The organism is Mycobacterium sp. 1423905.2, from assembly GCF_001673155.1.
GTDB lineage: Bacteria > Actinomycetota > Actinomycetes > Mycobacteriales > Mycobacteriaceae > Mycobacterium.
Map to the genome: position 1 here is coordinate 1 of NZ_LZLE01000165.1, position 13,285 is coordinate 13,285.

16 protein-coding genes are annotated in these 13,285 nt (G+C 64.0%); 9 read left to right on the plus strand and 7 right to left on the minus strand.

Annotated elements, in window-relative coordinates:
* Nucleotides 1-100: 100 nt before the first annotated feature.
* From A9W95_RS09270 to A9W95_RS09285, 4 genes are all read left to right on the plus strand, one after another.
* Nucleotides 101-1,270 (plus strand): zinc-dependent alcohol dehydrogenase, encoded by a 1,170-nt coding sequence (locus A9W95_RS09270; protein WP_067411153.1) that lies wholly within the window; start codon nucleotides 101-103, stop codon nucleotides 1,268-1,270.
* A 12-nt stretch (nucleotides 1,271-1,282) separates the two neighbouring features.
* Nucleotides 1,283-1,849, plus strand: a complete 567-nt coding sequence (locus A9W95_RS09275) for a type 1 glutamine amidotransferase domain-containing protein (protein WP_067411155.1) — start codon at nucleotides 1,283-1,285, stop codon at nucleotides 1,847-1,849.
* Between the two features lie 104 nt (nucleotides 1,850-1,953).
* Complete coding sequence (locus A9W95_RS09280) at nucleotides 1,954-2,646, plus strand: HemK2/MTQ2 family protein methyltransferase (RefSeq protein ID WP_067411157.1); 693 nt, start codon at nucleotides 1,954-1,956, stop codon at nucleotides 2,644-2,646.
* Entirely contained in the window at nucleotides 2,643-2,840 is a 198-nt protein-coding gene (locus tag A9W95_RS09285; protein ID WP_067411161.1) for a CDGSH iron-sulfur domain-containing protein, read from the plus strand. Before A9W95_RS09280 ends, A9W95_RS09285 begins: the two co-directional genes overlap by 4 nt.
* Before the next feature lie 5 nt (nucleotides 2,841-2,845).
* On the opposite strand, the gene A9W95_RS09290 is transcribed toward A9W95_RS09285, so the two are convergent.
* Genes A9W95_RS09290 through A9W95_RS09315 form a run of 6 tightly spaced genes read right to left on the minus strand, consistent with a single transcriptional unit; the run spans nucleotide 2,846 to nucleotide 8,466 of the window.
* On the minus strand, nucleotides 2,846-3,865 hold the full coding sequence (locus A9W95_RS09290) for an iron-containing redox enzyme family protein (RefSeq protein ID WP_067411163.1): 1,020 nt from the start codon (nucleotides 3,863-3,865) through the stop codon (nucleotides 2,846-2,848).
* A 45-nt stretch (nucleotides 3,866-3,910) separates the two neighbouring features.
* The gene (locus A9W95_RS09295; RefSeq protein WP_067411166.1) at nucleotides 3,911-6,124 is read right to left on the minus strand and encodes a SpoIIE family protein phosphatase; all 2,214 of its coding nucleotides are present in this window, start codon (nucleotides 6,122-6,124) and stop codon (nucleotides 3,911-3,913) included.
* Entirely contained in the window at nucleotides 6,121-6,759 is a 639-nt protein-coding gene (locus tag A9W95_RS09300; RefSeq protein ID WP_067411223.1) for a SpoIIE family protein phosphatase, read from the minus strand. The genes A9W95_RS09295 and A9W95_RS09300 overlap by 4 nt, the downstream gene beginning before the upstream one ends.
* A 4-nt stretch (nucleotides 6,760-6,763) precedes the next feature.
* Entirely contained in the window at nucleotides 6,764-7,174 is a 411-nt protein-coding gene (locus A9W95_RS09305; RefSeq protein WP_156746092.1) for an anti-sigma regulatory factor, read from the minus strand.
* Nucleotides 7,164-7,553, minus strand: coding sequence for an STAS domain-containing protein (locus A9W95_RS09310; protein WP_067411168.1), 390 nt, complete (start codon nucleotides 7,551-7,553; stop codon nucleotides 7,164-7,166). The genes A9W95_RS09305 and A9W95_RS09310 overlap by 11 nt, the downstream gene beginning before the upstream one ends.
* A 31-nt stretch (nucleotides 7,554-7,584) precedes the next feature.
* Nucleotides 7,585-8,466, minus strand: a complete 882-nt coding sequence (locus A9W95_RS09315; RefSeq protein ID WP_067411185.1) for an STAS domain-containing protein — start codon at nucleotides 8,464-8,466, stop codon at nucleotides 7,585-7,587.
* Nucleotides 8,467-8,642: 176 nt separating this feature from the next.
* Here A9W95_RS09315 and A9W95_RS09320 point away from each other — a divergent pair, with 176 nt between their 5' ends.
* From A9W95_RS09320 to A9W95_RS09340, 5 genes are all read left to right on the plus strand, one after another.
* A complete protein-coding gene (locus A9W95_RS09320) occupies nucleotides 8,643-9,008 on the plus strand; it encodes an STAS domain-containing protein (RefSeq protein ID WP_067411187.1) in 366 nt (121 codons plus the stop codon).
* 298 nt (nucleotides 9,009-9,306) lie between these two features.
* Nucleotides 9,307-9,705 (plus strand): heme-binding protein, encoded by a 399-nt coding sequence (locus A9W95_RS09325; protein ID WP_067411228.1) that lies wholly within the window; start codon nucleotides 9,307-9,309, stop codon nucleotides 9,703-9,705.
* Nucleotides 9,706-9,824: 119 nt separating this feature from the next.
* Nucleotides 9,825-10,340 (plus strand): DUF6328 family protein, encoded by a 516-nt coding sequence (locus A9W95_RS09330; RefSeq protein WP_067411231.1) that lies wholly within the window; start codon nucleotides 9,825-9,827, stop codon nucleotides 10,338-10,340.
* A 95-nt stretch (nucleotides 10,341-10,435) separates the two neighbouring features.
* On the plus strand, nucleotides 10,436-11,491 hold the full coding sequence (locus A9W95_RS09335) for a DNA topoisomerase IB (protein ID WP_067411190.1): 1,056 nt from the start codon (nucleotides 10,436-10,438) through the stop codon (nucleotides 11,489-11,491).
* Nucleotides 11,492-11,577: 86 nt separating this feature from the next.
* Nucleotides 11,578-12,195: an ANTAR domain-containing protein gene (locus A9W95_RS09340; RefSeq protein ID WP_253851602.1), complete on the plus strand. Its 618-nt coding sequence runs from the start codon at nucleotides 11,578-11,580 to the stop codon at nucleotides 12,193-12,195.
* Here the strand turns inward: A9W95_RS09340 and A9W95_RS09345 are convergent.
* A complete protein-coding gene (locus tag A9W95_RS09345) occupies nucleotides 12,173-13,255 on the minus strand; it encodes a helix-turn-helix transcriptional regulator (protein ID WP_082982988.1) in 1,083 nt (360 codons plus the stop codon). The genes A9W95_RS09340 and A9W95_RS09345 overlap by 23 nt on opposite strands.
* Nucleotides 13,256-13,285 lie beyond the last annotated feature (30 nt).

The following is a 13,285-nucleotide window of genomic DNA, read 5'->3' on the forward strand; positions in this document are numbered from 1 at the left end:
CCGGGCAGGTGGTGCGTTCCGACGGGTCCCCCGACGGCACCGTCGCCTTCCGGCAGATGCATCAACAGAAGGCGCAACCGACCGGTGAAGGAGCGCAGGAGTGAAGGCGAATGTCTATACCGGGCGCAATAGCGTTGAGGTGCAGTCGGTTCCGGATCCCACCATTCTGAACGACCGCGACGCCATAGTCCGGGTCACCTCGACCGCCATCTGCGGATCGGATCTGCACCTCTACGACGGCTACATTCCCACGGTCAAGCACGGTGACGTACTCGGCCACGAATTCATGGGCGAGGTCGTGGAAGTCGGCAAGGCAGTGACCAACTTGACCGTCGGCGACCGGGTCGTGGTGCCCTTCCCCATCGCATGCGGCGCATGCTCGGCATGCGAGCGCGATCTGTACTCGTTGTGCGAGAACTCCAACCCGAATGCCGGCATAGCCGAGAAATTCATGGGTCATTCGCCGGCCGGTCTGTTCGGTTACTCGCACATGTTGGGCGGGTTCGCCGGCGGCCAAGCCGAATACGCACGCGTACCCTTCGCCGACGTGGGGCCGCTGAAGATCGAAGACGACCTCACCGACGACCAGGCCCTGTTCCTGTCCGACATCCTGCCCACCGGCTACATGGGTGCCGAGATGTGCGACATCAAGTCCGAAGACATCGTCGCCGTGTGGGGCGCCGGCCCCGTCGGGCTGTTCGCCATCATGAGCGCCTACTTGCTCGGCGCGGCCAAAGTCGTTGCCATCGACCGGGTTCCGTACCGGCTGGAATTGGCCCGCAAGCTGGGCGCGACACCGCTCAACTTCGAAGAGACCTCGGTGTTGGCCGAACTGCAGGACATCACCGCCGGTCGCGGACCGGACCACTGCATCGACGCGGCGGGCATGGAAGCGCGCAACGGCGTGAAAGTGGTCGACGCCTACGACCGGGTGAAGCAGGCAATGCGGCTGGAAACCGAACGGCCGCATGCCATTAGGGAAGCCATCATGGCTTGCCGCAACGGTGGCACCGTGTCCATCGTCGGCGTCTACGGCGGGCTGATGGACAAATTCCCCATCGGCTCGTTGATGAACCGTTCACTGACCGTCAAGACCGGCCAATGCCACGTGCAACGGTACATGCGGCCCCTGCTCGAACGGATCCGCAACGGCGACATCGACCCTACGGTGATCATCAGCCATCACCTGCCGCTGGATCAGGCGCCACACGGGTACGAGATCTTCAAGCACAAGCAAGACAGCTGCACCAAGGTTGTTCTCAATCCGTAAAGGAGCATCACCATGTCGAACCAATTGGACGGCAAGAAAATCGCGATCCTGGCCGCTGATGGGGTCGAGAAAATCGAGCTGGAGCAACCTCGCTCGGCGCTGCAGGAGGCAGGGGCCCGAATCGAACTGCTGTCGCTGAAGGAAGGCGAAATCCAGGCGCGCGAACACGATCTCGAGCCGGCCGGCACGTTCCAGGTGGACCGCGCCGTCTCCGACGCCTCGATCGACGACTATGACGGCTTGGTGTTGCCGGGCGGCACCGTGAATCCAGACAAGTTGCGCCTGGACGAATCTGCCGTCTCGTTCGTGCGGGACTTCGTCGAATCCGGCAAGCCGGTCGCCGCGATCTGTCATGGTCCGTGGACATTGGTCGAGGCCGGCGTGGTGAAAGGGCGCACGGTGACTTCGTATCCGAGCATCCGTACCGATTTGCGGAATGCGGGCGCCAACGTCGTCGACGAGGAGGTCGCCGTCGACGGCAACCTCATTTCCAGCCGCTCGCCCAGAGATCTCGATGCCTTCTGCGCCACGCTCGTCAAGCAATTGACGACTGCCGCAGCGGGTTCGGCTTCCGCATGACCAGCACACATGCTTTGGTTTCAACTACGTAAATTGCGGGCATTAGAGACGCCATGCCGTGCTCGCCACGGCTACCGCTCAGCAAATGCCGAGAAAGGCTCAATGTGACGACCACGTACCCAGCACCGGGTGACTCTCTGGTCGCCGATCGGGTGTACCAGCCGCAGTCTGATTCACACCTGCTCGTCGACACAATGCGACGCTCAGGATTGATCCCGCAGCGCAGGGTGCTCGACTTGTGTACCGGCACAGGGTTCGTCGCGATCTCCGCCGCCGAGATGGGATGTGCGAGCGTCACCGCATTCGACATCTGCCCACACGCAGTCCGCTACTCCCGCGGCAATGCCGCCGGTGCCGGAGTCGACGTCGATGTGCGGCAAGGATCATGGGTGGGTGCACTCGAACTGGGGCCGTTCGACGTGGTGGTGTCCAACCCGCCATACGTGCCCACCCCACCGGTCGATGACACCGACCTCATTCCGTCGACCGCGGGCCCGTCCTGGGCGTGGAACGCAGGGCCGGATGGGCGGATGGTGTTGGACCCGTTGTGCGCAACGGCGTCAACGTTGTTGGCTGCCGGTGGGTCTCTGTTTTTGGTGCATTCGGCGCTGGCCGGCACCCAGCAGTCGCTGGACGCGTTGCGGGCTTCCGGCTTGGACGCCTACGTTGTTGCCTCGCAATGGATTCCGTTCGGACCGGTGATGACGACCCGGGCCACATGGTTGGAGGAGACCGGCCAGATCCCCCTGGGCTGCCGGGAGGAAGAGTTGGTGGTCATCCGGGCAGACAAGCCGTGAGTACCACTCGGGTGCAGGTAGTGCCCAACGGGCCGGTGCTGGTTTCCGGTCCCGCGCGGATCGAGATGCCCGATGGTGCCGTCGTGGAATCGGACCGGTTCATGGTGGCCATCTGTACATGTCGGCGCAGTCAGGAGTACCCGTTGTGCGACACCAGTCATCGCAGGTGTAAGCGCGTCAAGGCGGCCCAGTAGTCCGCCTAACCGATCGGCTTGCGCAACGAGCTCTCGCCCCGCTGCCACGCCGCCATCAGGGCATCGGCGAGGCGATTCTCCACCGCGGCGTGTGCGCGGATACCGAATACGACGTCGGATTCCAGCTGCGGTTCCCGGGCGACCAGGTCGCCAACCACATCAATACGCACCACGTGTTCGTGCACCGCGTCAGCCTCGACGTGCTCGCGGTAGAACTCGATACACGCCGCCGGCGCCTGCATCCGCTGCAGCGCCTGGACCATCCGTCGCGACCCGGGCGGGGAGGTGATCTCCGTCGACGCGAAATGCCCCACCGCGGCACCGCGCCACCGCCGGTGCAAGCCGAACAGCGACATCAGGTTGACCACCGCCAACGACTCGGCCGGTACGGCTTCGAGATAGGCGAGATAGGTCGAATCCAGGTCGGCGGCGTCCATCAGATCGGCGAACAGCTGCTGGTGCATCCGGGGACCTCGACCCGCCCCGTATTCGTCGAACTCGATGGCCACGAACGCGGCCTTGGCCCTACCGGTCAGTCGCGGAATGGCAAACGCGTGCGGGTCGGCTTCCTTGAGGTGGTACAGGGACCGGTGCACGAAGTACTCGCGCATCTGCGCCCAGGTTCCGGTGTCGCGCAAGAAGTAGGACGGGCCGGTGCCGTCCGCGGATTCGATTGTCAGAGCTTCCATTTCGGCTGCAGCGGTGTGGTCTGGCTCAATCGGGCCGACATCGCGCAGCACTCCGGTCAGAAAGGCCCGCTCCAGCTCGGCACGTAGTGCTAACAGGGTGGGGTTCCATTCCCAGCCGGGATCGACCGAGGCGAATCCCCGGTAGTGCAGTTCGTAGCACATGTACAACGCCAACTGCAGGTCCAAGCCGTACGGATCCGAGTCGCGCACGGACGCGGTGACGCGGCCGGATTGTTCAGGCGAGATCGGCCCGGTCAAGATGCGCCGTACCGCCATCGACAACGGTCCGTGCGCCGCGGGCAGGACGGGATCAACGGTAATCGATGCGCGGGTCACAATTCTTTGTACCCGGATAGCCGGCGGGCAAACGAGCTAATCAGCTCAGCCCACCGGCGCGAGAACGGAAAAGGCCAGCTCAACACGGGTTCCCTGAGCGGTATCGGCGATGTGGACGGTGTCGCCGATGGCTTTGATCAACAGCAGGCCACGCCCGCTGTTGCCGGGATCGGCCGCAGGCGTTTTCCACGATCCCCAATCGGTCACCTGGGCGCGGATTTCACCCGCTGCGGCGGTCGCCTCCAGCAGCATGGCGCCGACATCATGACCTCGGTAAGCATGCTCGACGCAGTTGGTGCACGCCTCACTGACGACCAGCACGATGTCAGAGGCTTGCTCCTCCGGCACCGCGGCGGCCCGCAACCAGGTGGTGAGCCGACGTCGAATCACCGCCAATTGATCTGGGGTGGCCGTGGTTTCGATGCGAAGTGGCGCTACTTCGTGTCGGTACACCACCATTGCCACATCGTCGTCATAACCTGCCGCCGGCGCCAACTGGTCCAGCATCGCATCGGCGACCGCGTCAACCGGTAGATCCGTCGTGTCGCCGAGGACATCGGCGACACGGGCCAGGCCATCGTTGAGGTCTTCGTGCTTGCGTTCCACCAGGCCGTCGGTGAACAAGATGAGCGTCGAGCCCGGTAGCAGCGCATGTGAGCCCTCGGGCCGAGTCTCATTGCGGCGTACGGCAAGCGGTACCGAGGTGGCCCGGTCCAAGAACGTCGTTTGGCCGTTCGGCGCCGCGAGGATGGCGGGCATGTGGCCGGCGTTACTGTATCCGAGTGTGCCGGTGCTGGTGTCCAGGATGGCTAGAAACACCGTCGTGCAGTACGCGTCCGGAGTGAACGACGCCGCCGCATCGAGTTGTTCCAGCAGTGTGGCCGGTTCGGCGCCGGTAAGCAGCAACGCACGCGCCGAACTGCGCAGCTGACCCATGATCGCGGCGGCCGGCAGACCGCGGCCCACACAGTCACCGACGACGATGCCGATGCGATGGTCGTCGATCGGGAGTACGTCATACCAGTCGCCGCCGATCTCCAACGGCGGTACCGCGGGCTCATAGCGAACGGCAAAGCCCGCCGGCGGTTTTACCGGCGGCAGCATGGCACGCTGCAACGTCAGCGACGTTTCCCGAGCACTTTCGAATTGCCGGACGTGAGCGATCGCCAAACTCAGGTGGCCGATCAGCACCGTGATGAGCAGCCGGTCCTCGGCGATCACCCAGCGTGGCACTCGAAGCTCCAGCCACAGCACCACATCTGCGGCGCCGGACAGCACCGCAACCATGCCGCGCGCTTTACCCGGGGCGTCCGGCCACTCGATTGTGCGCGCCGTCAGCGGTAATTGGTGGCGCGCGTCGAGAAGCACTTGGCGCAATACCGGATCGATTGTGCGCCAGCCACTTTCATCGGGTTCACCGGCCACTTGCACGGTCGGTTCGCCGTCGCCACGTGGCCACGTGACCGCGATGACTCGCTGCACGTCAACAGCGGCTCGGCATTCTTCCAGGGTGATCTCCAACAATTCGCCCATGCTCTTGGCCACTCCGACAGCGGTGGCTAGTCTCAGCACCGCGCTTTCGCGCGCGGCGAAGGCGCGTTCTGCGGTGATGTCGCGGATTGTCCCGACGTACATGTCCCGGGCGGCACCGGGGCCGCGAACTGCGTTGATACTGACCGCCACCCAGGCCAGATGACCGTCATGGTGCCGAATGGGCGTTTCGTATTGCGCGCTGCCGATCTGGCGCACCAACCCCATCTGCTGTGCTGCGGTTTTCTTGTCCATCAGCCACGGATGCGGCCAGTGGAACGGCAGACTGTCGGCGGTATACCCGAGGATGTCGGCGAACGCTTTGTTGATCTCGATCACCGCGCCGTCGTGATCGGCGACAAAAAATCCTTCCTGCAACGAGTTCACCACTGCGGTACGGAATCGATCGCGATCTGCCAGGCCCTCGGCGCGGGCACGTTCCTCGGCGTAACGCTTTGTCCCGTCGAGGAATCCGCGAGTGGCGATGTCAAGTGTGGCCAAGGTCTGCAACAGGAACTCCAACGCGGTCTCGCTGTTGCTCATCGACGTTTTGAAGCGGTCGGCGATCAGCCGGAAGTGATTTTCGATGATGTCGAGGACGCTGATCTGTTCTTGCAAAGCGCGGCGACCGAGCTCATGGCCGACGGCCAAGCTGTCCTCGTCGCGCGCGGTCAGATACCTCTGCAGCGCGGCGGCGTAGCTCTGGTGGAAGTCGTCGGTGTAGGTCACGTCGGGATACCGCGATGGCGAGCGGCCAACACCATTGCGTCGTCGCTTTCTTTGGCGTGCTTGCTGAGGATCTGCTCGGCGATGTCGACCGCGGACGCGGCGAAGTCAATATGGTCCAGGTGGTCATCGGCAATGCCGTCACTCGCGACGACCAGCAGGTCGCCGGTGCGGATGGGTACGACTTGAGCGGGCCGGATGTCCGGGATCTTGAAGCCGACGATGCCGCCGGCCAGCCGGGCAGAGCTGCGGACCTGGGTGCCGGCCGCTGTTTTGGCCACCAGGTTGGCGCTGACATTTCCGATTCCGGTCCAGCTCAGCCGGTTGGTTTGGAAATCGACCCGGGCCAAGGTCATCGCGGCGCCCCGGGTGCCGCCCAACACGCGATGGCACAACTGCAGCAAGACCTCGAGTCGTTCCCCGCGGGAACGGCTGAGCGTCTCCACCGCCGTCACCGCGGCGCTCGCGGCCGCCGGGCCATGACCCAGCCCGTCGAGCACCCCGAACAAGGCGCCCGTTGAGGGTCCGTCACCACCGATGTCGACCGCAATCGGCTGGTCACCGCAGGAGTCCTCGCCGGGGCGGGGCCGCCCCGCGGTCGCCCACTCGATCGGGCCGATCCGGCCACCGCCGCGCAGCGTCTCAGGCACGGGACGGGACCCACTTCCACATCTCGATGACGGTGCCCTGACCGAGCGCGGACTCCACGATCAACCGATCCATCAGCCGGCGCGCACCCGGCAAGCCCATGCCCAGCCCGCGGCCGGTGGTGTAACCGTCTTCCATCGCGCGCTCGATGTCGGCAATCCCGGGCCCTTCGTCCTCCGCTCGCACAACCAGAGCCCGGCGGCCTTCCCGGTCGGCGACGGCAACACGCACCGCGCCGTGGCCGGCATAACTGGTGATGTTGCGTGCGATCTCGGAGATCGCCGTGGCGATCATGGTGACGTCGGTCAGGGAGAACCCAAGCTCAAGGGCAAGTTCGTGGCCGGCTCTGCGGGCGGCGACGATGTCGTCGGGGTTATTGATTTCGACCAATATGTCACCCGGCACCGTCGCGCCCGATCGTCGCTTTGCCCAACCCCAACTTCTTGTGCAGCAGGGCGATGCCCTCTTCGAGGTCGAGCGCGGTATTCATGTCGTCGAAGGCCAGCCCCAACTGGACCATCGCGAACGCCACCTCCGGCTGCAGACCGACGATCACGGTGTCCGCGCCGCGCAGCCGAGTCATGTGCGCGATCGTGCGCAACGACCGGGCCGCGAAGGAGTCCATTACGTCGATCGCGGTGACGTCGACCACGATGCCCTGGGCACGGAATCGGCTGACCCGCTCCATCAGGTCGTAGCGCAGCCGCTCGGTGTCGGAGTCGGTGAGTGCGGCCTGCACCGTCGCGATCAAGATCGCGCCCTGCTTCAAAATTGGTACTGGCATGGGCTGCTCGCGTCAGTCCCGGTCGCCGGAGTCAGTCACCGGTGCGGGTGACTTCATAGCCCAGGAGCCGCTCGGCCTCCTCGATGCCGCCTTGGAGGTCACCGACGGCATTCATTTTGGACAGGTCCAGCCCGATCGTCACCAAGGTGAGTGCAATCTCTGAAGACAAGCCGGTGATGATCACGCTGGCGCCCATCAACCCCGACGCATCGACGGTCTGCACTAGGTGATTGGCCACCGTGGAGTCGATGGTCGGCACCCCGGTGATGTCGATGACCACCACTTTCGCGCGATTGGCGCGAATGGCGCGCAGCAACTGCTCGGTGACCTGCCGGGCGCGCTGACTGTCCAGCACGCCGATGATCGGCAGGATGAGCAGCTGCTCACGAACTTGGAGCACCGGCGTCGACAGCTCCCGGATGGCCTCCTGCTGCTGGCGGATGATGCGCTCGCGTTCTTGCACAAAACTGACGCCCACGGTGTTGGCGATGCGGTTGGCCGCGGGCTCGTAGGCGTCCAGCACACGGTTCAGCATGTCGAACTCGGCTTGGTACTTCTGAAAAAGCGAGCGCGCCAGCACGTCGCGCAACAGCAGCACGATGCCGAGCACCTCGTCGGTTTCCACACCCCGGGGAATGATGCGCTCGGACAGGTCACGGGCATAGTCCTGCAGCGCCTCCACGCTGCCCGTCTCGAGCACCTCTACATAGTTGTCGTAGACAGCGGTCGCCTCGGAGAAGATCTCCTCGGGCGTCATCGCCGTCAACAATTCCGCTGCGGTGATTCTTCGCGCCCATTCCTCACGCAGCGCTGTGCGGTTCTGGCGCAGGTGTTGGACGAGCTGAGGCAACAGACCTTCGCTGGAAACAGTGACCGTGGCGTTCGTGTTACTGAGATCCGTCGAATCTGACATCTGGCCTCCCGAGGCCTCTTAAGTGCCACGACGCGCTCCGCAGGGCGCAATTGCTAACTGGGAGAGTAGCCTGATTGCCGACGTGGGACGTGTTGAGGTCTTCTCTTCTCGCAGTATGTACCGCGGGTTAGGCTTGCAGCACGCGCGTCGACCTGAGAGGCCTGGAAGGATCGCCGTTGTCAGCTCCTGATTCGATCACCGCCACCGTTGCGGACCACGACGGGGTCGCTGTGCTCAGTATCGGTGGAGAAATCGACTTGGTCACCGCTCCGGCCCTCGAAGAAGCCATCGGCGGCGTGGTCGCGGGCAATCCGGCGGCGCTGGTGATCGACCTTTCCGGGGTGGAGTTCCTCGGCTCGGTAGGACTGAAAATCCTGGCGGCGACGTACGAGCAACTCGGGGACGCCGAGTTCGGTGTGGTGGCGCGCGGTCCGGCGACGCGGCGTCCGATTCACTTGACCGGTCTGGACAAGACATTCCCCCTTTACCCAACGCTCGACGACGCGCTGACCGGCGTGCGCGACGGGAAGCTCAATCGTTAGCAATCGAGTAGTGCGGCCCAAAGCCAGGTAACGGTTCAGTCACGATCAAGATCACGATCTCTTAAGAACTCGCAGCTCTTTCTAAGAGCCCTCAGTGTTACCTGGCGAATTTGGCCGTTGCTTAACAAAATTTGCCACATGAGTTGCATTTGTCCCGCGGTTGGGCGAGTAACCCGCTAAACCCGCGTTCGTTGTCGGCGAACATCGCCGGGAGTGCGTTTTTGCTTCCGCTACTTTGGATTTCGAGGCCTTCGGGAGCCTCGTCGATCAGTTCGCCCATTCGGAGGAACAAATCACCATGAAATTCAGCAGTATCGTCGCGCGTCGGCGAGTTGCCGGCGTCAGCGCCGGATGTCTGCTCGGGGGACTCGCTCTGGGAATCGTCGGCGCGCCGTCGGCCGCGGCGGCGCCCGACTGCAGTCAGCAAAGCGTCAACTCCACCGTCTCATCCGCAACCGGTGCGGCTCAGCAGTACCTCGCTTCGCATCCGGGAGCCAACGACGTGGTGATGGCGGCGTACGGGCAGCCCCGCGGGGAGGCGGCGGCTAACCTGCGCGGCTACTTCACGGCGCATCCCAACGAGTACTACGACCTGCGCGGCATTCTGGCGCCCATCGGTGACACCGAGCGGCAGTGCAACGTGTCGGCGTTGCCGCCGAACCTGGAATCGGCCTACCACGAGTTCATGGCCGGCTGATTCCGTACAGCTGGGTTCACACCCGCCACGACCCGCCACAACTTTCCCGTGGCGGGTCGTTTGGCATTTTGCCCGGCGGCTCGGCAATTACCGCCGCCGGGCGTGCAATGATCACCGCCATGGATGTCGACCATCCGGAACATGACCAACAATGGGACCGCCGTGAGCGCGGCGAGACCGAACTGCAACGACTCGACCGCAACTGGACCAGCCTGCTGCAGGAACTGCGGGTGGTGCAGACCGGAGTGCAACTGCTGACCGGTTTCCTGCTCACCCTGCCCTTCCAGCAGCGGTTCGACATTCTGGGCGACGACATGCGGGCGGTGTATCTGGTCACGGTGGGCTGCTCGGTGGCCGCGACTCTGTTGCTGATCGCCCCAGTCGGCATGCACCGGTTGCTGTTTCGGCGGCACCGCCTCGCGGTGCTGGTGTCCGCGGCGCACCGCTGCGCCTACGCCGGACTGGTGTTGCTCGGACTCGCGTTGGCCGGGGTCACGGTCATCATCTTCGACGGAGTCGCGGGGACGGTCGCGGCCATCGTCGCCGGGAGTTGCGCGCTGGTGATGTTTGCCGCCCTATGGCTTGTCGTCCCGTTATTGCTGCGCACCAGGGACGTCGAACTGCCCGGCTTGTAAGCCAGGGCAATCCCGCAGGTGTGAATCCTTGGCTGCGTGGGTAATTCCCGGTCAAGCTACGACGGAAGTCGAGACGGCACGACCCAAGGAGCGACATGCGGCTGCGTCGCAGCGTGCTCAACAAACCCGGCCTCACCCGCAAGCGCCGGGGTAAAGGCTTCGCCTACTACGGGCCCGACGGTGAGTTGGTCACGGACCCCGACACCTTGCAACGCATCAAAGAACTCGTCATCCCACCGGCCTGGAAGAAAGTGTGGATCGCGCCCTATCCCAACGGACACATCCAGGCAGTCGGTACCGACGCGGCGGGCCGGCGGCAATACCTGTACCACCTAGCCTGGCAGCAGGAGCGCGCCGAGGAGAAGTTCGACCGGGTGCTCGAAATGTCCAAGGAGCTGCCGGCGTGGCGCGCAAGAGTGGCCAAAGATCTTGCCGGTCGGGGTCTTACCCGCGACCGCGTGCTCGCCCTGGCGCTGCATCTGCTGGACCGCGGTTACTTCCGCGCCGGCGGCGAGCAGTACGCGGAGGAAAACGAGTCCTACGGAATCGCCACGCTGCTGTGCGACCACGTCACGATCCGCCGCCACGCGGTCGGGTTCGATTACCCGGCCAAGAGCGGGGTACGGCGCACCCTGGAGATCGAAGATCCCGAGGTGGTTCGCGCGGTGCGCGCACTGTTGCGTCGCCCCGATCGCACCGAACGACTCTTGGTGTGTCACACCGCATCTGGCTGGGTAGACGTCAAAGCCGACGACCTGAATGCCCGGTTCAAGGAACTGGTGGGGGAAAGCTACAGCGTCAAGGATTTACGGACCTGGCATGGCACGGTGCTTGCCGCCGCCGCGTTCGCCGACGCGGACCCCCCAGTGTCCCAGCGGGTCATCAAGCGGGTCGAGTCGGCGGTCATGAAGGAAGTGTCCGAAGAACTGGGTAACACACCGGCAGTGGCCCGAGGGTCGTATGTGGACCCGCGGGTGGTGACCGGCTATGAGCGAGGGATGACGATCGCCGGCGCGGTGCGGCGCGCCGAACGGGTTCGTCGACCCGATGCCGCGCAGGAGATTGTGGAAAAGGCGACCCGGATGCTCATCCGGCGCGTCGCCAAGGGAGAAGGTTCGTCCGGATCGCCGACCTTGGCCAAGACCGCCTGAGTTCGTTTAGTTTCTTAAGTATCCGGATTGCGAAGTAGTCCGGTCAGAAGCGATCAAATCTGGCCCAGCCGACATAGGTTTGAGTCATGCGTGACTCGGCTGTGGTACGACGCTGGCCCCGTGTGGGTCGGTTCCGCCACCTAGCGCGCGAGGACCGCTGGGAATGGTCGGACGAGGTTGCCCAGATACACGGGTACCTACCGGGCAGTGTCACGCCGACCACCGAGTTGCTTGTCCGGCATCAGCACCCCGACGAGAAGCCGGTCGTGGTGGAACTAGCCGAGCGGGTGTATCGGGATGGGGTTTCCTGCAGTAATCGCCACCGGATCATCGACACCGAAGGTTGGGTGCACCTGGTGGTCGTGGTGGGCCACCCACTGCTCGACGATCACGGCGAGGTGGCCGGTACCGAGGGCTGTTATGTCGACCTCACCGAACAGTTTGAGGCGGACATGCAGAAGCGACTGACCGACGCGGTGACGGCCATCAATACCCGGCGTGCGGTGATCAATCAAGCCATGGGCATCGTCATGCTGCAATACGGATTAGATGCCGATGCCGCGTTCGAGTTGCTGGCGCGGATGTCGCAGCGTTCGAACATCAAGCTGCGGGTCCTTGCCGAGCGATTTGTGGGTGACGCTGTCGCGCGCGAATCGCTGCTCAATGACGCTGCCAATGAGGTCAGCGGATTGGCGCGGGTTTAGCTTTTCCTACTCCGGTCACCGCGTTCTCTAACGTGCTGTGTGGACTTTGACCGTAGGTCTGGCGGTAGAGCACCGCAAATCGGCCGGTGTGCGTGAAGCCCCACCGCTGTGCAATGTCGCCGACCGTGGCCGTCGAGCGATCGGCGCCCAGCAACGCTTGATGCGCCCGGTGCAGCCGTACCCGGCGCAAATACTCGGTGGGGGTGGTGTCGAGTTGCTGCCGGAACAGATACTGCACTGCCCGGGGCGTCAGATGAACCGCGGCTGCGACGTCGTTGACGCCGATGTCGTCGCCGGCGTGGCGATGGATGAATGACAACGCGGCGTGCACTGCCTTAGGAACCGTCGGGTCATTGAGCAGATCTTGTTCGGCAGTCACATTGGACGGGAAGCACTCGAATACGGCGGCCGCCAACAACTCAGCGAAGGCGTTAAGCATTAAAGGATGTTGGGCGGTGTCTGCCGAGGCTAGACGAGCGGTCACGAAATCCAGGCAATCACACCAAATCCGGGCAGCGGGAGCCGAACGTGGGTGGCAGTCAACAAATTTCATCTGCGGAGGCAGTGGTGTGTGCCGGGCCGCGGCGATTCTGTGGACTAGCGCCGGCGGAATGCTCACCACGCCGAAACGCGCAGCAGCGAACTCAACGATCTTGGCGGACAGACCTTGTGTCGACAATAAGGGGCTGCTCTGGGCCTGACGCTCACCACTGACCGTTATCTCTCCTGCCAGCGGTTGCAGCACGATCAACGACTCGCCAGGCGGGATCTCAGCGGCCACTCGGCCCTCGATCGTCACTTCGTCGATGGTGAGCGACGCCGCAGCGCAACGGCTGTGGGTGATGGCTGATTCGCCGCTCATGCCGCTGATTCGCCAGCCAGGGCGGTAAGCACGAGCGAAGAAGCGCCGCGCGGTGTTGAGGTCGCGAGTTCGAAGCAGTTCCGCATGCACTGCGGCGAGGACACGCGACGGCGAAAACAAGTCGTCGCAGTGACGATCGGCGCGCTCCACGCCCGAGCCGCCCCGGTCGAATAGGGCACCATCGATCGAACTCGTCATAATTGATGACGATGGTAATGCGCAGAGCAA